The sequence below is a fragment of the Sinomonas sp. T428B genome (assembly GCF_056780155.1).
This window is the reverse complement of the sequence record NZ_JBRAZR010000001.1, coordinates 1,051,671-1,075,416: the sequence shown is the minus strand read 5'-3', so window position 1 is coordinate 1,075,416 and position 23,746 is coordinate 1,051,671. Positions and strand designations below refer to the sequence as shown.

The following is a 23,746-nucleotide window of genomic DNA, read 5'->3' as shown; positions in this document are numbered from 1 at the left end:
TGGGGCGGTAACGCCCGGGCGACCACGCGCCGTCGTGCGCTAGTCCTCGACCCACTCGAGGAGGTCGCCCGGCTGGCAGCCCAGCACGCGGCACATGGCCTCGAGAGTGCTGAAGCGCACGGCCTTGGCGCGGCCGTTCTTGAGCACCGCGACGTTGGCCGGGGTGAGCCCGACGCGCTCGGCGAACTCCCCCACACTCATCTTGCGCTTGGCGAGCTCGACGTCAATGCGCACCACGATGGGCACTCAGATCACCCCTTCGAGGTCAGTGCGCAGCGCTGTGGCCTGCCTCAGGAGCGCCCGCAGCACGACCATCAGCAGGACCACGACGGCGCCCACGAGCACGATCGCGAACAGGACCATCGGCGTGCCGGGGTCCCGCAGCTCCGGCGTGAAGTAGATGAACGCCGTGACGGTCGCGGCCACGGCCGCGAGGAGCGCCCACGCGCCGGCGAAGGCCCAGACGATGGTGTCGACCCATCTGAGGGAGGCCTCGCTGAAGATGCGGTCCCGCTTGACCATCGTCAGGAGCCGCCACGTGCTCACGACGACGACCTGGAAGCACAGAAGCTCGACGCCCCAGAAGATCGTGAGGGGCCAGCGCAGGAAGGCGACCTCGGGGTTCTCCTCGGCCATGTGCGCGAACTGCCCGGGCAGGGACATGAACTGGAACACGAGCGAGAGCGCGAGGGCGAGGACGAGCAGGATCCTGAGGGCGGCGACCGCCAGACGGGTGAGCATGGATCGAGCCTCGCTTATTATCTATCGAAAATCAATCGAACAGTGAGCCAAAACCTTTCCATTTCGCTGGGATGGGACTACCATTTCTACACCTACCGCCGCAGCTGGGGGCTGTATGAAAGAAGCCCCTTGTGGTCGCCCCCCAGCCCCAGTCCATCAGAACCTCAGATGGCGGCACCCTGCGCGTCTACAGCTACGGCACCGGGCCGGGCGCCGTCCTGGCCGCGGGCAGCCTGACCAGGACTGTCCTGTACAGCAGGTTCGCCAGCAGGCTCTCGACGACGATCCCGGTGCACGTGTATGACCGGCGGGGCCGCGGCGGCTCGAGCCCGCAGCCGGCCAACTACTCCATGGAGACTGAGCTGGACGACCTGAAGGCCGTCCTCGACGCCACGGGAAGCTCGGTCGTCCTCGGCCACAGCTACGGCGGCGGGATAGCCTTGGAGGCTGCGCTGCGCCTGCCGGTGACCCGCGTCGGCGTCTACGATCCCGCCGTCAACATCGAGGGATGCCTGCCTACGCGCATGCTCCCCGAGCTCGTCGATGCGGCTGCCAGGGGCGACCACGTCCGGGCCGTCATGGTCTTCTCCCGGGAGATCGACCCGCGCGTGCAGAGGGTGCCGCTGCCCGACCCGGCCACCCGGCTGGTCCTGTGGGCCGCTTCCCGCCTGACGAGGGACGGACGCGCGTGGAAGGAGATGGTCCCCGCCCTTGCGCACGAGATCGCCCTGCTGGACAGCAGCCGGGCGGCCTCCGACCGGTACCGCGGGATCGCCGTCCCCGTCCTGCTCCTTGCCGGCGCCAACAGTCCCCGGTACTTCCACACGATCGCCTCCAACCTCGCCGCGTCGCTCTCGAGCGGCACCAGCCTGATCGTCCCGCGGGCGGATCACGGCGCCCTGCACCACCCGTCCGAGGTGATCCTGACGCTCTTCCGGCGGTTTCTGGGGCAGGGGGCGTAGGGTCCTGCAGGCTCAGGCCGCCCTCTCGAGGCTGGGTGGGTTCTGACCACATCCGCAAAATCGACGGAGGCATGAGCCGGAGTCTAGGGCTCAGTCCCGATAAACAGTGATCGGGTTCGGAAGTACGACTCCATGCAAGCCAAGAACAAGTAGTTATGGCGTGACCACAAGCAGCCTGGAGGCGCCGTCTTCCTGTCTGATGATTCGAACCCTCACCCCACCCAGGACAAGATCGTGACCGCGGAGGAAGGCGCCATAGCGCCTGAGCCTCTCGTGAGCGGGAAGCGTGCCGAAGTGAGAGGCCGCACCGTGGGAAAAGATGGCTGGCAAGGAGAGACCCGCGAGCATCTCTTCCCGCCGCGCGGCAAGCTTCCCGTCCACTTTGGCGAGCTGGTCGGGGGTGAGCAGCAGCACGAGCGCGAGCACCGCCGCCACTACGACACTGATGCTGTTCACCACCACGGCGAAGGCGAGCACGAGTCCGAGCACGACCAGGAGTGAGCGCCCGCCGACGTTGATGATCCTCGCCACGTTTCGCTGTGTGGTGATTCTGGCGAGCAGCAGACCGTCCTCCGCCATGGCCAGCAGCTGGCCGTCATCGAGCACCGATTCCTTCACGAGCCTGCTTCCATCAGGCAGAACACGGCCCACCTCGCCGAACTGTCGAATTCGCACGCCACACCATCCTTATTCGCGCCTATAGAGATGCTCCCAGAGGCGCTGAAGCCCGGACGCCTTTATCGGCGAATCCTCGGGGAATCCTTGGGGCTGTGCCAACGGCTCAGAGCCACGGGTGGCTGCCGGTTGCGAAACGTCTCGTGGTAGAAAGGCGACATATTTCATCAGCCGCCCGCTGCCAGCGCCGACCCATTGGGGGGACTCCATGATCGACCTCGCCAACGGCTTCAAGCTGCAGCTCTAGGTCGGGCGGTCATGGCACGCTCGCTACCCGAATCCCCCGACTTCGAGGCGGGGCACGAGGCCGAGCGGGCCGTCTGGGAGCGGCTCGTCGAGGCGCTGCCGGACGACGCCGTCGTCTGCCACTCCGTGCAGGTGCGCGACGGCGCCGCCAAGCACGAGATCGACGTACTCGTGCTGTGGCCGCCTGTCGGGATCGCGTGCATCGAGGTCAAGGGCGGTCTCGTGAGCGCCGAGGGCGGGCAGTGGTACCAGTCGGACCGGGGTGGGAAGCACCGGATCAAGAGCCCGGTTGCACAGACGCAGTCGGCGATGCACGGCTTCCGCGGACATGGTGGGCGACCACCTCGGCACCCCGCTCACGAGCCGCATGGTCTACCTCGCCGCCTTCCCCTACACCGACGTCCCGCGCAACTGGGCCATGGCGGGCGTGCCGCGGAGCCTCGTCGTCGACCGCCGGGACCTCGACAGCCCCCTCGATCTCGCCGAGGCCCTGCGAGGCGCCATTCACGCCGAGGCCTCCGGGCACGCCTCGCTGGCCCCCGCTTACGCCGCGCGCCTCGAGCGCTTCGTCGGCGGCTCGCTTGCGGAGGACGACGGCGGGCAGGGGCCGGCGGTGGAGTCCGAGGACGAGCAGGACACGCTCACCGTGCGGCAGTCCGTCCTGCTCAACGCGACCCGGTCCCTCCGGCACGTGCGATTCATCGGCGGCGCCGGCAGCGGGAAGACCTGGCTGGCCGTCGAGAAGGCCAAGCGCCTCTGCCGCCAGGGCCTGCGGGTCGGTCTGTTCTGCTACAACAAGGGGCTCGGCGAGCACCTCGCCCGTCAGACCAAGCGTTGGAAGCACCGGCAGCCGGTCTTCACGGGAGAGTTTCACGAGTATGCCCTGAGCCTCGGGGTGCCCCCGGGCTCCGGGCAGGAGTACTTCGACGTGGACATGCCGAGGCTGCTCGCCGGGATCGGATCCCGTCTGGACCCTTCGGAGAAGCTCGATGCGATCGTCGTCGACGAGGCGCAGGACTTCGCGCCGTCCTGGTGGGAGGCCCTCCTCTCCTGCGTCAGGGACCCGGACACGGCTACGGTGTACGTGTTCATGGACAGCCAGCAGGATGTCTACCGCCGCTGGGACGGCGCCGACGTCGCCCAGTCCGGGGACGCCGTCGTCCGCTTCGCGCCCCTCCACGTCGACGACAACCTCCGCAACACGCGGCGGATCGCCGAGACCTTCCGCAGCTTCGCCGGCGAGCACTTCACGCCGCGCACCGGAACCGGGCTGCCCGTTCGGTTCGTCCAGGCCGCGACCGAGGATGCTTTGGACAGGGCATCCGACTGCGTCGACGCGCTCCTCGAGGAGGGCTGGGCGAACAACCAGATTGCCCTGCTCACGACCCGCCACCGGCACCCGATCCACCAGGAGGCGTTCGACGCCGGCCCGGAGGCGGTCGCCGAGTACTGGCGCGCCTTCCACGACGGCGAAGGCGAGTTCTACGGACACGTCCTCGGCTTCAAGGGGCTCGAGCGGTCGGTCGTGATCCTGTGCGTCGACGGGTTCAAGGAGATGACCCGCGCCGCCGAGCAGCTCTACGTGGGGCTGTCGCGGGCGCGGAGCCTGCTTGTGGTCGTTGGGGACCCGGGGCTCATCCGCGAGGCGGGCGGGGCCGACGTCGCTCGGGCGCTTGCCGCGGCGGAGGTTTGGGAGCCATAGGCCGAAGGAAGCGTGGGCACTCACTGAATCCTCGAGCTGAGCCCGCTATGCAGGCCCGCCTTCGATCTCCCCCTCCGCCCCCTCGTGTACGGACTTCAGCGTCCTCCCCGAGGAGTTGGCCCAATCTGTCCAGCCGTTGCTCGCCCCACCGACGATCACGCCAGAAGCGCCCGACGGCGACGAGAAAACGTAGTCTCGGGTGAACTTCAAGAACTCCCCCTCCCACACGAGCACACCTTCATGGACCAACCGCTTCTGCAAGTCCGCCATTCGTCTTGTGTGCAGCTTGTCCTCAGAGGCCGGTCGCACGGTCGAATCCTTGAACACGGTCATGCCCTCCGCGGTCCACGTACCCATTGCACGGACACCGCCACGGGTTACGTAGTACCGCTCCTGCTGGGGAGTGTGGGTTACGTCCACTGGCTTCTCGAACAGCGAGTACCCGAGCGTGGCCAACAGCACGTCGATGGTCTCGAAGAATTCATCACAGTCGGCCCTGAGCCACTTCGTGATAGGCGTCGTGTGACCAGCCTGGGAGTTGTCGAAGGTGTATCGGCCTGCGGCCTTGGCCCGCTCAATCGCTTTGTGCTCCATGTACTGGATGTGAGTCGCAGTCCAGGTGTTCGTGAGGGAGACGGCGACTACCGCCCGATCCCAGAAGTCCTTATTCTGAGCGTGACTCGCCAGACGACTCCTGATCAGGTCCGACTGGCCGATATAGCAGGCATCTGAGCCCGTCTCATCTTGGCCGAATAGGAAGTACAACGCGGGCTGGCCGGACTCCTGAAACTCCTCTTTGAAGAGACTCAATTCCCTTCGTGGAATCTCAAACACTCGAACGGTGCGGCTCGTTATTTCAGCCTGACGTACGCTCTTCGGGTCTCCGAAGGGCAGGAAGATTTGGATCGTCTGTCCCCGGCTCATGACGCCAGCGTAATCCCCCGCGCCTCAAATCAATCGGCCATCACGCCCTCACAAACCGTTTACTGGCGTCCACACCCACCATCCCAATGTCAGGGAGATGAGTCCCGCGAAAACTGTCGGACCCCTCCCGCACACTCACCATCAGGAGCAGTGCAGCTCCAAGGGACGCAGGAGGGTCACCATGGCCGACGGCTACGAGGGTCTTCGACACGGGCCACAACCAGTGGCAGCCCGTGCGCCAGCACCTCAACCCCCGCCCAAACCGAGAAGGTCCTCAACGCCGTGCGCCGCTTGAAGCCTGCTTCCCTTGAGGAGGCCCGCCTCCTCCTCAGGCACGCGGCCGGGCACCGGATCGAGGCGATATCAGACCTCTACGACGTTGAGCTCCAGCCCGTCATCGAGAGGCTCGGGCGGATGGAGCAGGAGCAGACGAGGACGCACGACCGGGCGGGCAGGCACCGTGCCTGACACCGGCCGAGAACGCCCGGTGCAGACTGCCCTGCCGCCCGACCCTGACAGCGTGGTACAACAGCCTTCTAATTCGTGCATGGGGGAGACGATGATTGTCGAGTTCGGGTGGTTCCTCGACCGGGCGCCGTGGGCCTATTCGCGGCCCGGGCTCAACCGGGTCCGCGTCGGCCGGAAGAACTTCATCGGGCTGCTCCAGACCCGGCTCGGGCTGACGCGGCCGGATATGCCGAACGCCGAGCGCGTGAGCCAGTATCTGCGCCGGCTCGAGCGCCTCGATACGCCTGACGCGTGGTTCCACCGCTCCCTCCGGGCCGACCCGTGGTCCACGGCGCAGGAGCTCCTGGCCGCGCGTGATGACGCCGTCGCGAACGGCTGGGACGGCTCGCTCCCCGAGCCCGTGCAGGGGACGGTCGGCGCCGGGCCGTCGCCTCTACTCCGCACGCTCGCCGCCGCTGAGCGCGCCCCGGGCGAGCTCGCGCCGTCGCTCGCGGACGACGTCGTCGAGCTCCTTGCCGAGCTCGGCTCCTCTCCCCTGCCGCTCGGCATCGACGAGCTGGTCCTCCAGCATCCCGAGGCCACGTTCCCGGAGATCTGGCGGCGGATCATCGGTGCACTGCGCGACCGCGGCGTCCGCGTGAGCGAGGCGCCGCCCTCGGCCCGGAGCCCCGAGATCACCGTCCTCTCGGTGGAAACCGAGTGGGAAGCCGCCGAACATGCGGCCCGCTGGCTCGCCGCGGGGACCAACGATCGGACGGCGGTCGTGTGCTCAGAGCCAACATCCGTCCTCGACCAATACCTCACCCTCCACGGCCAGCCACGCCTCGGCGTCGGCGACCGGTCCCCGTGGCGGGCCCAGGACCAGCTCATTCCCCTGTTCTTCGAGCTCGTCTGGGCACCGGCCAACGTGCACCTGCTCGCAGAGTTCCTCACCCTTCCGGACACGCCCGTCCGCCGCGCGGCGGGCCGGCACCTCCTGCACGCGCTCGCCCAGGAGCCCGGAGTCCACGGCGCCGCATGGGCGGAAGCGACCTCTGCGATCGGCACCGACCCGTCGCTCGGCCCCGATCTAGCCGACGCGCTGGACCGCACCTTCCGCACCCGCCTCCTCAAGGAGGAGGAGCGCCCATCCGGCACCCAGCTCATCGAGGCTACCGCCTGGCTGGCCAGCACGCTCACGACCAGGGCCGCGGTCACGGAACGGCTCCAGCCCACCCTGGCCCAGCTCAAGCGGGTGCTCAACCTCCTGGCCCCCCTCCCCCACGTGTCACGCCGGGACCTGCGCCGCATCATCGCGTCGGTCATGACCCCGCATTCCGAGCCCGTCCTCCCGGCGGAGGCGGCCCCGTGGCTGCGGCTCAATCACCTCGTGGAACTCGGGGAGGACGTCGAGGACGCTCTCTGGTGGAGTTTCCCCTCTGCGTCCACCCCGTCAGTCCGCCGCTGGGACGCGCACGACGCTGCTTCCCTCGCCAAGGTGGGCGTGCACCTGCCCACCCCACAGGAACTCACCGCACTCTCCGTCCGGGAGACCATCGCCGCAGCCGGGCGTTGCAAGCGGCTCCTCGTGGTCCAGACCGCCCAGCGCAACGGCGAGCGCGTGGACGCGAACCCGCTCCTCGAAGCCCTCGTCGCGGCACAGGACCACTCAGTCGAGGAAGGCACGACGCTGGCCGCGCGGATCGCGGAGGCGACCCGCGCACCGTCGTCCCTCACCGGTGAATATGGCGTGTGGCGGCTCGCCGGGCGGGAGACGCGGCTCACCAGGGCCGCGGCCGTGCGGCCGGTACCCCCGGAGCCGGCACTCGAGGTCGGCGCGAACCCCGCGCTGGCTCCGGAGCGGCTCTCCTTCTCCCAGCTCGAGGTGCTGCTGGGCTGCTCGCTCCGCTGGGCGCTCGAGCGCAAGGGCCGGCTCATGGTGCCGGACGCGGCGGACATCCCGGAGGGCGCGCGAATGATCGGCACGTTCGCACACCGGGTGATCGAGCGACTCCACGAGGGCCTGCGTGCCGAACACCGGGCCGTTCCCACGGACGCGCAGATCAGTGCCGCGATCGACGGGCTCCTGCCCGCGACCGCGTCCGAGCTGCTCCTGCCCGGACAGACGGCGCGCCGGCTCACGGTCGTTGCGGCAATCGCCGAGGCCGCACGCGTCTTCTTCACCCGCCTGCAGAGCGGCGGGGTGGCGCTGCAGGAGATGGAGAAGCCGATCCTCAGGGAGCTCCGGCTCGTCACCGAGGACGGCGTCCTGGCCATCCCGGTGTCAGGCAGCGCGGACGCGGTGGGGATCGATTCCGAGGGCCACACCGTGGTCGTCGATCTCAAGTGGTCATCCGGCGGCGGGCATCTGCGCGAGAAGGTGCGCAAGGGCACGGCCCTGCAGCTGGCCCTGTACCAGTGGGCCCTCGGCGAGGGCGAGGCCCCCGCGGACCATCCGACCGCCTACTACTTGCTCAAGCAGCACGACTTCTCCTCCGCGCATCCCCACTTCGGCCCGCGCACCCCGCGGGCCTGGGGCCCTGATGAGCTCTGGCAGCGGGCCGTGCGCTCCGCCGAGCACACCGTGGCGCAGGTCCTTGCCGGGCGAGTCACAGCGGCGAAGCCGTACGCAGATTCGCTCGAGGAACAGGGCGGGGACGGGCCCGCGACGTTCGAGGAGATCGAGACGGCCGTGGGCCGGCTGTACGTCGAGCCGGGGTGCCGGTTCTGCCGGTTCGGCGCCCTGTGCGGCCTGAAGGGGGACTACTCATGAGCATCCACAAGCCCCAGACCGGGCGCGGAGGCGCGGGCGTCCTGGACCGGGACCTCCTGGCCAACGTCACGATGGTCTCGGCGAGCGCCGGGACGGGGAAGACCTACACGCTCACCGAGAAGATCGTGGGCCAGATCGCGGAGGGCGTGCCCCCGGACCAGATCATGGCCACCACGTTCACCACGAAGGCCGCCGGGGAGCTGCGGGAGCGCATCGCGGCGCGGCTGCTCGAATCGGCGTGGGCGTCGTCCGCGTCCCAGGAGCTCGGGGCGAGCCTCATCGGAACGGTGAACAGCGTGTGCGGGCAGCTCCTCGCGGAGTACGCGATCGATGCCGGGCTCTCCCCCGCCCTCGAGGTGATCGGCGAGGACCAGCTGGGCGCGATGTTCGCCCTCGCCACGGACGAGGTGCGCGCCGCATGTGCGGAGACGATGGCGCCGCTCGCGTGGCGCATGGGCACCCACCCGGACCAGGCGGGCGAGTACGGCGTGGAGCCGTGGGATGCGACCGTTCAGCGCGTGGTGACGTATGCCCGCACCAACCTCCTCGACGCCGACGCGGTGCGGCGTTGCGCTGAGGAGTCGTGGGCCGGATACCGGGAGGAGCTGCTCGACGAGCCCGGTGCTGACTGCCGGGAGGAGTGGCTGCGCGAGCTGCGGGCTGGGGCGGCCGAGTTGGAGCTGACCGTGGAGCGCGGCGAATACAGCGACGGCGCCAAAGCCAACCTGGGCACCAAGAAGTTCGAAGCGGAATACCCCAAGACATTGGTGAAGATCGCCAAAGCGCAGGAGATCGAGACAACCCCCTGGGAGGTGTGGCGCGGGTTTGTCGGCTCGCAGCCCGCAGCGCCCCTCAAGAAGATTTTTTGGGGACTTCGCGAGCGGGTCCACGAGGAGCTGCTCTCCAACCCCGCCTTCCACCGGGACGTGGAAGCGTACATCCGCGGGGTGTTCGCCTGCGCGGCGGAGTGCCTCGAGGCGTACGAGGGGTTCAAGCGGGACAACGCGCTCATGGACTTCGTGGAGCAGGAGGCGAAGGTCCTCGATCTGGCCCGGGGCAACGCGGCGTTCCGCGCCGCCTTCGCGGGCCGCATCCGGTTCCTCGTCGTCGACGAGTTCCAGGACACGAGCCCGCTCCAGCTGGCACTCTTCCTCGAGCTGAGCTCGCTCGTCGAACAGGCCGTGTGGGTGGGCGACCCGAAGCAGGCCATCTACGAGTTCCGGGGTACCGACCCGGAGCTCATGGAGGCCGTCATGGCCGCGGTGCCGGCGGAGCGGCACGAACAACTGTCGGAGACGTGGCGGTCGCGGCAGGCCCCGGTGGATCTCTCCAATGCCGTATTCGAGCGGGTCTTCACCAACGGCTCCGCCGGGCACCGCATGACCCGAGAGTCCGTGCACCTGGATCTGCCCGCCGCCAAGGCCGCCGAGTATGGCGAGGACCGCGGGGGCATCGAGGCCTGGACCCGGCCCCAAAGCAAGTCCGAGGACCGGCTCCGCGCGACGGCTGCCGGCGTGAAGGACCTCCTCGCCCGGCGGCCGGACCTGCGCCCGTGCGATGTGGCCGTGCTGGCCAGGACCAACGCCGAGGTCCGGGCCCTCTCGGCGGCCCTCGATGGCCTAGGTGTGCGCGCGAGCCTAGACCCCCGCGCCCTCGGCTCCGTCCGGGAGGTGCAGCTCGTGCGGGCCGGCATGGCCTATGTCGCAGACCGTCTGGACACGGTCGCGCTCGCCGAGCTCGTGGCCCTCCATCCCGGCCACCCCTCGCACAGGACCTGGCAGCGGGAGCTGCTGGCCGCCGTCGTACGCCCCGATCTGGAGAAGGACGCAGAAGGTGCCATAGTGTCTGGGCCGCGGCTCGTGCACGAGGCCTGGCGCAGCGCCCCGCTCGTCGCGGCCCTGGATGCGCTGAGGGAGCAGGCTGTGGCGGCGACGCCGACGGAGGTGCTCGAGGCGGTGAGCGGGGTGCTCGGGCTGCCGTGGCTCATCGCCGGGTGGTCGGCGCCGGAGCGGAGGCTGCGGAACCTGGACGCGTTCCGCGGCGCGGTCCAGCTGTACTACGAGCGGTGCCGGGCGCTGCGGTTCCCGGCGACGCTGCGCGGATTCCTGGGGTTCTTCGCCTCGGACGAGCACGAGTCAGCGGAGAACGCCGGGCCAGACGTGGTGAACGTGCTCACGTACCACAGGGCGAAGGGCCTCGAGTGGCCGGTGGTGGTCATGGAGAGCCTGGACAAGGAGACGAAGGCGCGCCCCTTCGGAACGGGGGTGGAGCAGACGCGGGAGCTCGACCTCGCGGATCCGCTCGCGGACCGGTGGATCCGGCTGTGGCCAAGCCCGTTCCCGTACGGCGGGTCGCCGCTGGACACGCGTGCGCAGGCGAGCGATGCGGCGGCGCGGTTCCTCGAGCGCGAGCAGCGGAACCAGGCGCGGCTCATGTACGTGGGCATGACGCGGGCCGCGGAGACCACCGTCCTGACATCGAAGACCGGCTCGCCGGGGCTCCTCAACGACCTCGGCGTGGAGGGGCTCGTGGCGTGGAAGGCGGGCTCCGGCGAGGTGGTCGTGGGGCGAGAGGATTCGCTGCCGGCGTTAGTCACGGAGCTCGAGCCGCTCGAGGCGACGGCGGACGACGGCGTGTGGGAGCCGAGGTTCGTCGACCCGCCCTTCGCTGGGGCCGCCGTCGAGCGGAAGCCGGCGCGGCTGAAGGCCAGCGCCGCGGACGGGGCGAACGGACTGGTTTCAGCGGAGATCCGCGCCGTCGCTGATCTCGGGAATCCGCTCGCGACCCACGGCTCAGACGATTGGGGCGCCGTGGGCAGCGCCGTGCACGCGTACCTGGGCACGGAGTTCCGCTTTCTCGACACTTCGGGGCGGTCGCGGCTGGCAGAGCGGCTCGTCGTGCGGTGGGGCGTGGGGCAGACGGTCGACGCCGGGCTGCTCACCGCCGCCGGGGAGCGCTTCGAGGCCTGGCTCGACGCCGAGTTTCCGGGCTGGACCCGGCACCGCGAGGCGGCCATCGGTTGGCGGCCCGAGGGCCAGACGATGGAGGGCTGGATCGACCTGCTCCTCGAGGGCCCGGAGGGGTTCGTGCTCGTGGACCACAAGACCTATCCGGGGAAGGACCCGGGGGGGCACATCCGTGCCAAGTACCTCGGCCAGATGGACGCCTACCGGCAGGCCGTCGAGGCCGCGACCGGCAAGCCGGTCCTGCGGGTGCTCATGCACTTGCCGGCGCTGGGACGAGTGTTCGAAGTGGACTCGGTCGCGTGAGGAATCAAGGAGTTCGACTACCCAGCTGTGGCGATACCCCGGCACCCCGACAGTAGGCGTTGGCCACCTAGCGCCCTAGCTCTGAAGAGCCTAGGGTCTTTCATGGAACATTTTGTTGTCGTCCTGAGGAAAGGCGCCTAAAGTGGCAAAATACAAAGTCACCCAGTCGGCCGTCGCACAACTTCTTGAGGATGTCCGACGGGAGCACATTGCGATTCCCGAACTCCAACGCCCTTTCGTCTGGGACAGCATCAAGGTACGGGATCTGATGGATTCCCTCTACAAAGGCTATCCAGTCGGCTATCTCATAACCTGGCAGTCTGTTGGTGCGCATCTCAAAGGCGGACAGGTCGCCGCACATGAGCAGATTCTGATTGACGGCCAGCAGCGCATCACTGCCCTCCGCGCGGCAGTTGCGGGACTCAAAGTCTTGAACAAGCGATACAAATTAATGCGTGTGACTATCGCATTCAATCCAGCCACTGAAGAGTTTGCCACCGTAACGCCCGTCATCGCCAAAAGTCGTATATGGATTCCCGACATTAGTGAACTATTCAATGCAACTTCATCGTTCCGGTTCGTAAAGAACTACCTCGAGGCCAATCCTGAGGCCGACCACGCGATTGTTGAAGACAATATCGCCAGACTTGAAGCGATTAAGAACGCACAGATTGGCATCATCTCACTGAACGACAACCTTGACTTGGAGACTGTAACGGAAATTTTCATCCGAATCAACTCCAAGGGCGTTCCATTGAGCAGCGCTGACTTCGCAATGAGCAAGATCGCGACCTACGGGAACCGTGGTCGGAATCTTCGCAAGTTGATCGACTATTTCTGCCACCTTGCTGTGGCGCCTCATGCATACGAAGACATCAGGGAGAACGACGCTGAATTCGCTCTCACACCGTACCTCAAGGAGATTGCCTGGCTAAGAAACGATGCAGAAGATTTGTACGATCCGACTTATGGGGACATTATCCGCATGGCGGGGCTGCTGGGGTTCAGCCGAGGCAAGGCTTCGTCTATCGTAAGTGAATTATCAGGCCGAGACCCGGATACTCGGAAGGTCGACGAGAGCCGGATACCCCTCGCTTTTGACAGGCTCGAGGCTGCGCTTCTGCAAATCGTGAAGAAGTATCACTTCGAGAACTTTCTTATGATTATCAAATCTGCCGGCTTCATCACGGCAGATATGATCGGCTCAAAAAACGTCCTCAATTTTGCCTATGCCCTCTACCTGAACCTCCGCGCGGACAGCGGCCTTTCCGAAGGGGAACGGAAGCGTATCGTCCGACGCTGGTTTGTCATGTCGATGCTAACAGGCCGACATTCGGGGAGCTTCGAGTCAACGTGGGAGCAAGACATGCGCCGCATCGGAAGCCTCGGGCCGGCGCCATACCTCAAGCAGATCGAGGAGTCCGAACTGACTGACGGCTTCTGGAACGTCGCCCTGCCTGCAGCCCTCGAGACTACAAGTACGGCGAGTCCCTTCTTCCAGTCGTTTCTTGCATCTCAGGTGAAAGAACTCTCTCGAGGATTTCTCTCTAAGAGCATCACGGTGGCTGCTATGCTCAGCAATCTGGCGACATCCACCACATCGTTCCCAAGGACTACCTGCAGAAGAACGGTTACCCCGATCGCGCCGACTATAATCAGGTGGCAAACTTTGCGCTGACGGAGACTTCGATCAACATCAGCATCGGCAATCAACCGCCCACGATATACATGTCGAAGATTCTGGAACAAATTCGCACAGGACATTTGACTATCGGCGAATTGGCCGATGAAACTGACCTGACGAGAAACCTTAACGAGAACGCAATTCCCTCCACTATCGGCGAGGTGACGTCCTATAACTACAGGGAATTCCTTGTTGAACGCAGGATTCTGATGGCCCAGTCGATCCGGCGGTACTTTGACAACCTGTAAGGACGGACCGATCGGAAGCTAGTTAGGATTGACGGCCTGCCTGGAAACAGTGGACTGTCCATCAACGGGGGTTGGCCTAGGTGCCGCATGCTTGCGCGTGCATGGATGGAGGCAACACACGTGTCTGCCCAGCAGCCGCCCGTAGTCCGAGGCCGTGATCTGCCACCGGACTGCAGCAATGTCTACTCGAGCACGACCCATACGACGTCACGACCCCGTAGAGCCCACGCCACAGCCTTAGCCGATGGCCCGGAAATGCCACAGTAGATGTCTGAGAATGCCATGCAAGTCTCCGAGGCTGCCTCTCAGACGCAGTGTTGGAATGCATGCGGCTAGCCCGCCTCAGCTTCGAGAGCCCGCCCTCAACATCGATGGATGCGCACCCATGCGCACGCTCTCCAGCTCGTCGATGCGGCGGTAGCGATTACGTCCGAGCTGTTAGGTCTTCTCCCAAGAGATTGACAGTCGTGCAGAACGTACCGCTTCCCGACCCGGCCACCCGGATGCTCCGGGGGCTGCTTCCCGCCTGACCTGAGCAAGGATGGACGCGCTTGGAAGAAAGTGATCCCCACCCTTAACCAGGAGATCGCCCCGCTGGACAGCAGCTGGCCCGACGCGCACCGCTGCTGCGGCATCGCCCTCCCCCTTCTGCTCTTCGCCGGCGCCACTAGCTTCGGATGCTTCCACACCGTCGCCAGCAAACTCCCGGTATCGCTCTCGAGCGGCACAAGCCTAGTGGTCCACCGAAGTGGCCGCGGCATCCTGCACCACCCGACTCAGACGATCCCCACCCTCTTCTGGCGATTTCTGGGCCAGAGGTGCGAGGTGAATCTGTTTGCGGTCACTGCTGGCGAAACCGGGGGGCTGAACGCAAGCCGTGTGGCCTACGGGACTAGCCGGACGTCAGGGTGGCTGAAACGACGGCACGGCGTTCGGGATGGCCACATGGCCGTCCCCTTGCCAATTAGTAGGTGAGGAGCAGCCTGTCTCGCACCACTTCAGTTTCGAGCGTCTCCCCACCAAGCTGAAAGCGGCGAAGCATAGAGCGTCCGACGGTGACCCCTACCTCAGTGACAAATAGCCCACTGGGGAAATCGTGGAGGATCTCCTTCAAGCCGGATTTCTTCGTTCCATCGATAGACAACGCCACTTGCGCGCCCTTGGCTTTGGCCTTATCAATGGCATCGATGAGGTCATGCAAGTTAAACGCCTGGGCCCCGTAAAGGATGGCTTGGGAGTCCGTATACGGGGGATCGCAGTAAACCATGTCACCTGACTTCACGTCTGTGAAGGAATCACGGAAGTCGAGGGTGCGGAAATGGGTTCCTTGCACCCGGGTAGACCACTCTTCCACGCGCTTCCTAAAGGAATCGGTGGGTACCGGCGTGTGAGCTCCGCAGGGGGTCGACATAGCTCCATCGTGGCGGCGGAAGCGCACCACTCCGCCGTAGCAGGCCCGAGTCAGAAAAACGAAGTCACGTCCATTCGGAGCCTGATTGAAGCTGCGAAGGGCCGACTTGTAGACGTCCTCTTTCGCTTCACCCGCGTCGATGCGGTCGCGATAGATGGCGTAATTGGCGACAAGTTGAGCAGGGTCATCTTCAAGAAGCTGCCAGATCTCCATCAGGGGACGGAGCACGTCGGAGGCGAAGGCCTTCTCAGGTGCTAGCGTGCCTAGCACCCCTCCTGACCCGAGGAATGGCTCGTGATAGGTGCCCCAGAAACTAGGGAAATTGGCAAGGATCTGGGGCGCAAGCCGTTGCTTGTTGCCAATCCACTTCAAGAGCTGCGTCTTGAAGGGAGTTCTGGCGATCCCAACGCCTTCCAGAGGAAGTGTCTCAGTCACGACACGAGACCGTATCCGATTTTCGGATAACACTCAAGTCGTCGCTACCCTCAAGGCGTGTCGCATAACGATGAGCCAGAGTCGCGGGCGCTTGGAGAGGCGGTGCGGCAACTGCGTCTCAGCCGAGGCGTGACCCAACAGGACCTTGCAGCGCGATTAGCAGTGCCTCAGTCATGGATAAGCAACATCGAGAGTGCTCGACGGCGGCTTGGAGTGCTTGAAGCGCTTGACCTTTGCGGGGCCCTGGGTTGCTCCTTTGATCAGCTCCTATCGGAGTACGAACGGAGATGTCGTGAAAGCAGATGACTATTGGCTTGATCAGGACGAGCAGTTCTGGGCCTATGTGCGTGTGTTATCCGAGAAGCGCGGTTACGCCAAGCGCGGTACTGATGCTATTGCCGCCTATTCACTGAGTCAGTGCAAGGAAACACTTCGGGAGCTCGGGCGTGATTCCGCCGTGCTTGAGCACGGCGATTTGGGAGCGCGGCTCGTTGACTACTTCCAGTACCGGGCCTATGAACTCAATGAAGTGGCGCGTCCCAATCTCATGACGGCCGAAATGGCTCAGGAACTCTTCGACTACGTGGTAGAAGAGAACTGTACAGAGGCTACAAACGTGTACGATCGTGCTGGAACGCTGGTTGCCGTCGAGTACGCGGTAAAAGGCGGCATGGCTGTGCGTGTTCCGATGAATAAGCAAACTGGGACAAAACGCGCTCCCGCATTCTTGACTGGACTCGTCAACATTCTCTTCTCACGAGAACTTCAAGGCCAGAGCTTTGAGGACGATCCACGCCGTCTTCCCGTTGTTGACCGCGGCGGAGCGCTGTTTGCTGCAATGTCGAGACGAATGGATGGCGCATATCCTTCGTCGGTGAATCCTCGGGCACTATGGGAAATCAAGGAATACTACTATACGACCACTTTCGGTTCAAAGATCTCAGACGCTGTCTACGTGAGTCAGCTGGATGGGCATGAGAGGCGAGAGATCGTTGAGGTCACTGGGCAACCGCTCGACCTCTACCTATTCGTTGACGCCTACGGCACTTGGTGGTCCAAGGGGAAGGCCTATTTGTGCCGCCTTGTTGACGCAGTCAATAAAGGAGTAGTCGACGAAATTATCGTCGGACAGGAGTGCGTTGATGCCATCCCTAGGCTTGTGGAATCTTGGGAGGCGACCCCTTGAGCGTCAAAAGCGAGCACTATATCGTCCCCTGATCCACCGTCGCGGCTGCCGTGACCTCCCCGATCCTTGCAGCATCAAAACCGAAGATATTCTCGCTCAGGACCACGAAGTACGCGAGCATGCCCTCGGCGAGCGTCCCGACCCCGCCCTCGCGCCCCACCGCGTAGTCGGAGCCGTGCGTGTAGGCGCGCACGGCCTCCCCGATGCCTGCGCTCGACCAGCGCGAACTCGCGCCCCGAAGCGGTCCGGCGGCTGACGAGGGCACGGATGCTGACGAATGGGTGGCGTCTGAGACGGGCGAATCGGTCGGACCGGGAATGGTCATGCCGGCGTTGAGAGCAGCCAGTGCATCCGGTACGTGCCCGCGGAGCGCTCCGGGCCGATGGCCTCGAGGATCCCGTCGCCGAATCGGAGATTGACACACCCTGCGGGACCGGCACGACGCCAAGCTCGGCGCAGCGCTGCACCTGGGCGTCCGTCGCGATCGCGAAGTGCTCGATCCCCGTGCCGCACCGTCCGCGGCGCGATGCGCTGCGCCTCCGCGATGGAGTCAAGGACGTGGTCGAACGCCCCCCCCGATCGCGTGCGTCGCCACAGCCCAGCCGGCGCGGTGGAACGCGATGATCTGCTCGCGCTGCTCCTCGGGCGAGAGCTGCAGGACGCTTAGGTTGTCCGGCTCGCCGCAGTAGCACTCGTGCATGGTCGCGGAGCGGCCGACAAGCGAGCCGTCGGAGATGACCTTGACCGGGCCGAGCCGGAGGCGTCGTCGCCGAGTCCGGCGGGGATGCCCATGTCGAAAGTTCTCACCCCTCGAGGCCGTCGAGGCCGTGCAGCGCGGTGTGGGACGGCATGGCGGGTCATCCGCGGCCGCACGCGCCCGGTCTCGACCGCCACCTGGTACGCGTGCACGTCGGCCCACCGGCGCGTCATCGTGCTGGAGGCGATGACGCCGCTCCATGATGCTCGCGAGGCCGTAAGAGAGCCCGGTCCGAGGCCAGCTCGATCGCCGCGACCGCGCCCTCGACGGTGAGTGAGATTGGCGGACACCTCCCGGGCCGGTTCCATGGTCCGCTCCTGCAGGAGCCCCTCGGCGCGGCCGGCGGCGTCGCGGAACACGCGCCCACCGTCGATGTCCGGGAACCGGCGGTCCGGGAAGCCAGCCAGCTCGGAGGCCCGCGTGTTGGCCACTAACATGTGCGCCGAGACGTGCTCGACGATCGACGGTCGCCCGCCAACGGCCCAGTCGACCCGCCTTGGCGGGCGGGTGCTGCCCGCCCAGGAGGTTCTGGTCGTAGCCGGTGGCCTTGACCCACTCTTCCGCCGGAAGCTTGACGGCGCGCCCCGCGAACCTCGCGTAGACGGGCCCGACCGAGGTCACCCCTCGCAGGTCGACCATCGCGAGCCGGTGGCCCTTGAAGGACAAGTGGTGGTGGGCGTCGTGCAGGCCCGGGATGACGCGTGCGCCGCCGCCGAGATCATGGACCTCGCGCGACTCGATGCCGTCGACGTCGTCGACCGAGAGGATCCGGCCGCAGCCCGCCGTTCGCTGACGGGCAGCTCCCATCACCCCTCCTCAGGAAGGAACGCTTGTGAAGATCGACGCCACCCTGTTCACCAATGGCCGTCTCTGGACGGGCGACGTCGGGCACCCCGAGGCAACGACCCTCGCCCTGCACTGTGCGGCGCCGTCGTCCGGCGCGGCTAAGCGGCAGGATACTCGGGCAACTCCCTACACGGCCCCCCGGGGGCGAAAGTCAACGCGGCGTAGAACGCCGCTGCACCCCCACAGGCGATGAGCGGGCGTCGAGCCGCCGTTAAGCGTCGGGCAGCTGGTACACAAGTGAGACGCCGATGTCCCGCATGGAGACGGGGAACGCCTCGGCGAGGGGGGCGCGAGGAGCGCGTAGGTGGGCCGAGCGGCCGTAGACGTTGAGGGATGCTCGAGGATGAAGTCCGCGGAGGCCCGGACGCGAGGAGCGATATAAACGATGAGCAGCCTCGCACTATCCGAGCCCTACCGTCGATCTTCCCTGACCAGCGGCCGCCCCCATCTGGACCTCCTTGGCGAATCCTCGGTGAATGCTCGGCAGGACCCTACACAATTGTCTGTGAGCCGGGGCTAAGTTCGATATACGCACCGCCGAGAGTGGGGCTGGGCCGCAGCTGCGGGCACGCCTCCCCAGTCATCGCACTTATTGGAGGACCCCAGAATGAACTTCACCCCGCGCGACTCTGCGCCCTTCGCTATTGTCGGCATGGTCTTGGCCTGCATTGTTGGGCCGCTCATTCTCGCCATGACCCTGCCAGGGACTTTCTCCCCTTACAGCGACTCGAGCGCCTTCGTCGGCGTCTTCTTCGGCGCGGTCGCTGCCCTGATCGGATACATCCTGCTCATGGTCGGTGTCAGCCGGGCCCTGAGCACCGTTGACTTCTTGGGCCGGAAGCACGCCCAACTCAATAACAATGCGCCCAAGCAGGATGCGGTGTCCTGACTCAGGTGGCCCTCCCGACGGAGTTCCTGGCCAGCACGGTTTCCCGACCACGGAATGGCATGCGGCAGAGGGATTCCTTTATGGGGACGGGGCATTGTGAACGCTAGAGTCGATTCGACGGAGGGAACCCATGGGGGAAACGGGAGCGCTTGGACCAGGGCTTGGGCCAGGTTGGTATCCAGATCCACGCGATCCTCAAGCAGTTCGCTGGTGGGAGGGATACGAGTGGACCGAACGCGTAGGGATTGTCCACAGCGCCGAGGACGATGTCCTGCGCGGCGTGGGACTCTACGACTACACGACTCCCAGCGATGGCTCATTGGAGTACGGCAAGAAGCTGAAGGAGATCCGGACTCAGGTCAAGCGGATGAACCGTGAACTCACAGCCCTCCAATTCTCTGAAGAGTATGCCTCGTTCACGAACGCTCGGGAGAGGCTTCCGAAGCAGTTCGTGGATGACGTGTCGAAGCTTATCCTGTCCGCATTCAACGTTCACGTGGAGGCAGTGCTCAAGAACCTCCGGTATGGGAACCTCATCTCATCAGGAGACAGGATCAATAGAGTCTTCGCGGACGTCCACAAGGCGGGAATGCCGTTCGGCATCTGGATCTCGAACGAGTACTTCGAGCTCCGCCACCAAGAGTTGCAAACTGCTTGGTGGCACCTCGTCACCAAGAAGCGCGACCGCGACGAAGAACGAAACCGTCGAGCGGAACTCCGGGAAGAGAACCGCGTACAGCAAGAATTGTCCGCTGAGAGGGACCGACTCGAGAAGGAGCTCGAGCACTACCGGAACGCATTTGCTGCGCTCGAAGCGAAGGGCGACGACGAAGGCGCCCTAAGAATGCTCGAGCTCCTGGAAGAGACCGAGCGGAGGATCGCCGATGTCAACTTCCGCGCTGCCAACATCAGGGCCGGATACGTATACGTGATCTCTAACATCGGAACCCTCGGCCCAGACATCGTTAAGGTCGGCATGACACGCCGACTGGACCCCATGGACCGGGTACGGGAGCTCAGCAATGCCTCGGTACCGTTCCGGTACGACGTCCATGCACTCTTCTTCTCCACCGATGCCGTGTCGATCGAGACGATGCTTCATCGCACCTTCGAGGACTGGCGCGTTAACAAGATCAACAGGCGCCGGGAATTCTTCTACGTCAAGCCAAACCAAGTCCTTGAGGTGCTCAAAGAGCACAAGGTGGAACTCGTCGAATGGATTGAGGACCCCGAGGCCACCGAGTTCCGGCTCGGGCAGGGACGAGACGCGCCGGAGCTCATATCGGAAGAATAGGCCTGCCGGCCGAGCGCTGTCGGTTAGGGATCGCTGATTACCCGCCTCTCTGCCAGAGCACCAAGAGCCCGGGCTCAGCAGCTGATCGGGTCATAGTCGTCGCTAGTTCGGTCGACGGATGCGACGGCGAACCCCAAGTGGGGGCATCCTGCGGCCCACCGGCCCGCCGCCGCCCCCGACCGCCACAAGCACGACATCGGCCCGGCCCCTCGCGCCGCCGTCCTGCACGGGCGCCCATGGCTATGTCACGGCTGGTCCGACTTGCCCAATCGAACGGTCGGACCGGCCCTGCCCTCCGCAGCCGGTCTCGGACAAGGGTCGAGGCTCACCGCTCGGGGGGCGCCACAGTTGTGTCGACCCCCAGCGATTCCTCAGGCCGCTATACACTCGACCTCCTGCCGGGCAGCTATAAGCTGGTGGTTGGCGCCGCCTCGAGACGGCCGCTCTGTCCGGACATGCGGCTCATCGTGGAGCCGAGCTCTGCCGCCCGCGCGGATGTCCCTGACACCGGCATCCGCTGACGCCGCAGCTCGTCCCGGGTTCGACCGCATCTGATCCGGAACATCTCAATCCGACAAGCCCCTTCAGGAGCCCCCCTCATTCGCTTAGAGCCCACCCCCGCCGCCGGGGCAGCGCGAACCGGTCGAAGTCCTTCGCGGCGAGCACCGTCGCACCGTTCGCCCGACCCTGCGCCTGCTCGACGAGCGGCCGCACGTCGGTGTACCGCGACGAGAAGTGTGTGAGGACCAGTGTCCGGACGCCCCCCGACCCTGCCAGGGCCCCGGCCTGCCCGGCGGTGAGGTGCCGGTACTGCGCCGCCAGCTCGCCGTCCTCGTCGCTGAAGGTGGACTCGGCGACGAGCAGGTCGACGCCGTCGGCGAGCTCCTCGGCCCCCGGGCAGGGCTCGGTGTCCATCACGAACGCGAAGCTCTGCCCCGGGCGCGGGACGCTGACGTCCTCGAGCCGGACGCCGCGGAGCTCGCCGGTCCGCTGCAGCCGGCCGATGTCGGGGCCCTTGATGCCCGCCACGGCGAGCCGCTCGGGCAGGATCGTCCGGCCGTCCGGCTCGGCGAGGCGGTAGCCGTAGGCCTCGATCCGGTGGCTCAGCTCCCGCACCTCCAGGCCCTTGGCGACGGTCCCGGGGCCCCCGTGCGGGTGGAGCCGCAGGTCGATCCCCGGCGAGGAGACCGACACGAGTGCCCGCACGACGTCGTGCCCGGACTCCGGGTAGTGCAGGTGGACCGGGTGCTCGACTCGGTCCAGGGCCATGCGCGAGAGCACCCCGGGCAGCCCGTAGCAGTGGTCCCCGTGGACGTGGGTGAGGCAGATGCGGGTGATCTGCGAGGCCGAGACCCCCGCGTGGATCATCTGCCGCTGCGTCCCCTCCCCCGGGTCGAACAGCAGGCCCTGCCCGTCCCACAGCAGGAGGTACCCGTTCTGGTTGCGGTCCCGCGTCGGGACCTGCGAGGCCGTGCCGAGGACCACGAGTTCGCGCATGCCGCCCAGTATGCGCCGCAAGGTGGGCATCATGGCTCCAGGCCAACACGCGTCGCAGCGGACGGGATGCGGACAGCTTCTGTCCTAGCTGAGACCTAGGTTGGTGCTGTCCCCGTTGAGACCACGATTGGAGACCCGATGAGCGCCACCGAGATCCGCCCGTTCCGCGTCGACGTCCCACAGGACCGCCTCGACGACCTCGCCGCCCGCCTCGACCGGGCGCTCTGGCCGGACGAGCTCCCCGGGGCCGGAGACGCCTACGGCGTGCCCCGGGACCGCGTGCAGCGCCTCGCCCGGTACTGGCGCGACGACTTCGAATGGCGCGCCTTCGAGGCGCGCCTGAACTCCTTCCCGCAGTTCACCGCCGGGATCGACGGCGAGGACATCCACTTCATCCACGTCCGCTCGCCGCGGCCCGGCGCGTTCCCGCTCATCCTGACGCACGGCTGGCCCGGCTCGATCGTCGAGTACCTCGACGTCATCGGCCCGCTCACCGAGCCGGCCGACCCCGCGGAGCCGGCGTTCGACGTCGTCATCCCCTCCCTGCCCGGGTTCGGCTTCTCGGGGCCCACCCGGAGCACGGGCTGGAACCGCTACCGGACCGCCGCGGCGTGGGTCGAGCTCATGCGCCGGCTCGGCTACGAGCGCTATGGCGCCGTCGGGAACGACGGCGGGTCGCTGGTCTCGCCCGAGATCGGCAGGCTGGACCCCGAGCGCGTCGCCGGCGTCCACGTCACGCAGCTCTTCTCGTTCCCCTCGGGCGACCCGTCCGACTTCGTGGGCCTCTCCGAGGACGACCAGGCTGCCCTGAAGCACCTGCAGTGGTTCTACGAGAACAAGATGGCCTTCAACACCCTCCACAGCCAGCAGCCGCAGACGCTCGCCTACGCGCTGGCGGACTCGCCGGTCGGCCTCCTGGGATGGAACGCGCAGCTGTTCGGCGAGGGGCTCGACGCCGAGTTCATCGTCGCGAACGTCGCCGTCCACTGGCTCACCGGCACAGCGGGGTCCGCGATCCGCTTCTACTACGAGGACGCCCACGCGCAGGAGCACCCGACTGGGCCGACAACGGTGCCCACGGGCCTGGCCATGTTCGCCGGCGACTTCCAGTCGATCCGGAAGTTCGCCGAGCGCGACCACACCAACATCGTGAGCTGGAACCGCTACGACATCCGCAGCGAGGCAGGCGGCCCGAACGACGCCGCCGGGCACTACGCAGCGCACGAGGCACCGGACGTCCTCGTGGGCGACATCCGGCGGTTCTTCTCGCTCCTGACGGGCTAGGACCCCGTTATCGGCCGCGAGGGCCGCCGGAGCGGGGTGCCAGATACTTCTCGAGGACGACCACGACCCTCCCCGTCCGGTCGAGCCTCACTTGGATGGGGCATAGTCCGGGGGCCCGGTTCGGCGGTCCGACGTGGATCACCATGCCGGTGCTACCCGACTCGGCCTGTGCCGGGTAGGCCGTGTTCGCGGGGATGCGCTTGGTGATGGTGACCGGCTGCCCGAACCTGAAGCTCGGCTGACCTTCAGCCCGCGGCGGCGCAGCGGCATCTCGGGAACTGCGCGCGGACGACGACGGCCGGGACCCGGGCGGCCGCTTCCCCTGCGCGGGACTCCCCGCCGCCCGAGGGGTCTGCCCGGGCTCCAGGAGACGGTCCCAGTCGCGATCCCATGCCTCGAGGGCCGCCTTTCGCTGGCGTCGCTTGTCGGCACGGAGCTTGGCGGTCAGTGCGTCCCCTGAGAGAGGAGGCTCCTTC

The 23,746-nt window shown here is 66.3% G+C and carries 20 protein-coding genes and 1 pseudogene; 13 read left to right on the top strand and 8 right to left on the bottom strand.

The genetic code is table 11. The features are described 5' to 3' along the window. Window positions 1-39: 39 nt before the first annotated feature. Together ACUYMY_RS05050 and ACUYMY_RS05045 are read right to left on the bottom strand one after the other, a co-directional pair. A complete protein-coding gene (locus tag ACUYMY_RS05050) occupies window positions 40-246 on the bottom strand; it encodes a helix-turn-helix domain-containing protein (RefSeq protein ID WP_088985077.1) in 207 nt (68 codons plus the stop codon). Continuing rightward, window positions 247-741, bottom strand: a complete 495-nt coding sequence (locus tag ACUYMY_RS05045; RefSeq protein WP_481702529.1) for a DUF2975 domain-containing protein — start codon at window positions 739-741, stop codon at window positions 247-249. It lies immediately after the preceding gene. Window positions 742-872: 131 nt separating this feature from the next. On the opposite strand from ACUYMY_RS05045, the gene ACUYMY_RS05040 reads away from it, so the two are divergent. Beyond that, window positions 873-1,703: an alpha/beta fold hydrolase gene (locus ACUYMY_RS05040; protein ID WP_481702528.1), complete on the top strand. Its 831-nt coding sequence runs from the start codon at window positions 873-875 to the stop codon at window positions 1,701-1,703. A 153-nt stretch (window positions 1,704-1,856) separates the two neighbouring features. Here the strand turns inward: ACUYMY_RS05040 and ACUYMY_RS05035 are convergent, their stop codons facing one another. Further along, entirely contained in the window at window positions 1,857-2,378 is a 522-nt protein-coding gene (locus tag ACUYMY_RS05035; protein WP_481702527.1) for a hypothetical protein, read from the bottom strand. A gap of 258 nt (window positions 2,379-2,636) precedes the next feature. On the opposite strand from ACUYMY_RS05035, the pseudogene ACUYMY_RS05030 reads away from it, so the two are divergent. Then, window positions 2,637-2,885, top strand: a pseudogene (locus ACUYMY_RS05030) (nuclease-related domain-containing protein); the annotation flags it as partial. A 67-nt stretch (window positions 2,886-2,952) separates the two neighbouring features. Continuing rightward, window positions 2,953-4,326 (top strand): DEAD/DEAH box helicase, encoded by a 1,374-nt coding sequence (locus ACUYMY_RS05025; RefSeq protein WP_481702526.1) that lies wholly within the window; start codon window positions 2,953-2,955, stop codon window positions 4,324-4,326. Between the two features lie 45 nt (window positions 4,327-4,371). On the opposite strand, the gene ACUYMY_RS05020 is transcribed toward ACUYMY_RS05025, so the two are convergent. Beyond that, entirely contained in the window at window positions 4,372-5,250 is an 879-nt protein-coding gene (locus tag ACUYMY_RS05020) for a GIY-YIG nuclease family protein (protein WP_481702525.1), read from the bottom strand. Window positions 5,251-5,532: 282 nt separating this feature from the next. On the opposite strand from ACUYMY_RS05020, the gene ACUYMY_RS05015 reads away from it, so the two are divergent. From ACUYMY_RS05015 to ACUYMY_RS04995, 5 genes are all read left to right on the top strand, one after another. Further along, a complete protein-coding gene (locus tag ACUYMY_RS05015; protein ID WP_481702524.1) occupies window positions 5,533-5,718 on the top strand; it encodes a hypothetical protein in 186 nt (61 codons plus the stop codon). A 79-nt stretch (window positions 5,719-5,797) separates the two neighbouring features. Beyond that, window positions 5,798-8,470 (top strand): PD-(D/E)XK nuclease family protein, encoded by a 2,673-nt coding sequence (locus ACUYMY_RS05010; protein WP_481702523.1) that lies wholly within the window; start codon window positions 5,798-5,800, stop codon window positions 8,468-8,470. After that, window positions 8,467-11,739, top strand: coding sequence for a UvrD-helicase domain-containing protein (locus ACUYMY_RS05005; RefSeq protein ID WP_481702522.1), 3,273 nt, complete (start codon window positions 8,467-8,469; stop codon window positions 11,737-11,739). The genes ACUYMY_RS05010 and ACUYMY_RS05005 overlap by 4 nt, the downstream gene beginning before the upstream one ends. A 142-nt stretch (window positions 11,740-11,881) precedes the next feature. Beyond that, on the top strand, window positions 11,882-13,417 hold the full coding sequence (locus ACUYMY_RS05000) for a GmrSD restriction endonuclease domain-containing protein (protein WP_481702521.1): 1,536 nt from the start codon (window positions 11,882-11,884) through the stop codon (window positions 13,415-13,417). Next, window positions 13,399-13,671, top strand: a complete 273-nt coding sequence (locus ACUYMY_RS04995) for a hypothetical protein (RefSeq protein ID WP_481702520.1) — start codon at window positions 13,399-13,401, stop codon at window positions 13,669-13,671. Before ACUYMY_RS05000 ends, ACUYMY_RS04995 begins: the two co-directional genes overlap by 19 nt. Before the next feature lie 964 nt (window positions 13,672-14,635). Here ACUYMY_RS04995 and ACUYMY_RS04990 read toward each other — a convergent pair. After that, on the bottom strand, window positions 14,636-15,517 hold the full coding sequence (locus ACUYMY_RS04990) for a Dam family site-specific DNA-(adenine-N6)-methyltransferase (protein ID WP_481702519.1): 882 nt from the start codon (window positions 15,515-15,517) through the stop codon (window positions 14,636-14,638). Between the two features lie 57 nt (window positions 15,518-15,574). On the opposite strand from ACUYMY_RS04990, the gene ACUYMY_RS04985 reads away from it, so the two are divergent. Then, a complete protein-coding gene (locus ACUYMY_RS04985) occupies window positions 15,575-15,823 on the top strand; it encodes a helix-turn-helix domain-containing protein (RefSeq protein WP_481702518.1) in 249 nt (82 codons plus the stop codon). Continuing rightward, window positions 15,810-16,703, top strand: a complete 894-nt coding sequence (locus ACUYMY_RS04980) for a DUF7687 domain-containing protein (RefSeq protein WP_481702517.1) — start codon at window positions 15,810-15,812, stop codon at window positions 16,701-16,703. Before ACUYMY_RS04985 ends, ACUYMY_RS04980 begins: the two co-directional genes overlap by 14 nt. Before the next feature lie 16 nt (window positions 16,704-16,719). On the opposite strand, the gene ACUYMY_RS04975 is transcribed toward ACUYMY_RS04980, so the two are convergent. Continuing rightward, window positions 16,720-17,127, bottom strand: coding sequence for an amidohydrolase family protein (locus ACUYMY_RS04975; RefSeq protein WP_481702516.1), 408 nt, complete (start codon window positions 17,125-17,127; stop codon window positions 16,720-16,722). 126 nt (window positions 17,128-17,253) lie between these two features. Beyond that, window positions 17,254-18,267 (bottom strand): amidohydrolase family protein, encoded by a 1,014-nt coding sequence (locus tag ACUYMY_RS04970; RefSeq protein WP_481702515.1) that lies wholly within the window; start codon window positions 18,265-18,267, stop codon window positions 17,254-17,256. A gap of 646 nt (window positions 18,268-18,913) precedes the next feature. On the opposite strand from ACUYMY_RS04970, the gene ACUYMY_RS04965 reads away from it, so the two are divergent. Both ACUYMY_RS04965 and ACUYMY_RS04960 read left to right on the top strand, forming a co-directional pair. Beyond that, a complete protein-coding gene (locus tag ACUYMY_RS04965; protein ID WP_481702514.1) occupies window positions 18,914-19,195 on the top strand; it encodes a hypothetical protein in 282 nt (93 codons plus the stop codon). Window positions 19,196-19,325: 130 nt separating this feature from the next. Then, window positions 19,326-20,489 carry an SNIPE associated domain-containing protein gene (locus ACUYMY_RS04960; protein WP_481702513.1) on the top strand — a complete coding sequence of 388 codons (1,164 nt, stop codon included), beginning with the start codon at window positions 19,326-19,328 and terminating at the stop codon, window positions 20,487-20,489. A gap of 597 nt (window positions 20,490-21,086) precedes the next feature. Here ACUYMY_RS04960 and ACUYMY_RS04955 read toward each other — a convergent pair. Further along, window positions 21,087-21,986 (bottom strand): ribonuclease Z, encoded by a 900-nt coding sequence (locus ACUYMY_RS04955; protein ID WP_481702512.1) that lies wholly within the window; start codon window positions 21,984-21,986, stop codon window positions 21,087-21,089. A 138-nt stretch (window positions 21,987-22,124) separates the two neighbouring features. Here ACUYMY_RS04955 and ACUYMY_RS04950 point away from each other — a divergent pair, with 138 nt between their 5' ends. Continuing rightward, window positions 22,125-23,270: an epoxide hydrolase family protein gene (locus ACUYMY_RS04950; RefSeq protein WP_481702511.1), complete on the top strand. Its 1,146-nt coding sequence runs from the start codon at window positions 22,125-22,127 to the stop codon at window positions 23,268-23,270. Window positions 23,271-23,746: the final 476 nt, after the last annotated feature.

Coding starts and splice junctions, on each gene's coding strand:
- ACUYMY_RS05045 (WP_481702529.1), bottom strand. CDS start 741: ATGCTCACCCGTCTGGCGGTCGCCGCCCTCAGGATCCTGCTCGTCCTC.
- ACUYMY_RS05025 (WP_481702526.1), top strand. CDS start 2,953: ATGGTGGGCGACCACCTCGGCACCCCGCTCACGAGCCGCATGGTCTAC.
- ACUYMY_RS05020 (WP_481702525.1), bottom strand. CDS start 5,250: ATGAGCCGGGGACAGACGATCCAAATCTTCCTGCCCTTCGGAGACCCG.
- ACUYMY_RS05010 (WP_481702523.1), top strand. CDS start 5,798: ATGGGGGAGACGATGATTGTCGAGTTCGGGTGGTTCCTCGACCGGGCG.
- ACUYMY_RS05005 (WP_481702522.1), top strand. CDS start 8,467: ATGAGCATCCACAAGCCCCAGACCGGGCGCGGAGGCGCGGGCGTCCTG.
- ACUYMY_RS04970 (WP_481702515.1), bottom strand. CDS start 18,267: ATGGGAGCTGCCCGTCAGCGAACGGCGGGCTGCGGCCGGATCCTCTCG.
- ACUYMY_RS04965 (WP_481702514.1), top strand. CDS start 18,914: ATGAACTTCACCCCGCGCGACTCTGCGCCCTTCGCTATTGTCGGCATG.
- ACUYMY_RS04960 (WP_481702513.1), top strand. CDS start 19,326: ATGGGGGAAACGGGAGCGCTTGGACCAGGGCTTGGGCCAGGTTGGTAT.
- ACUYMY_RS04955 (WP_481702512.1), bottom strand. CDS start 21,986: ATGCGCGAACTCGTGGTCCTCGGCACGGCCTCGCAGGTCCCGACGCGG.
- ACUYMY_RS04950 (WP_481702511.1), top strand. CDS start 22,125: ATGAGCGCCACCGAGATCCGCCCGTTCCGCGTCGACGTCCCACAGGAC.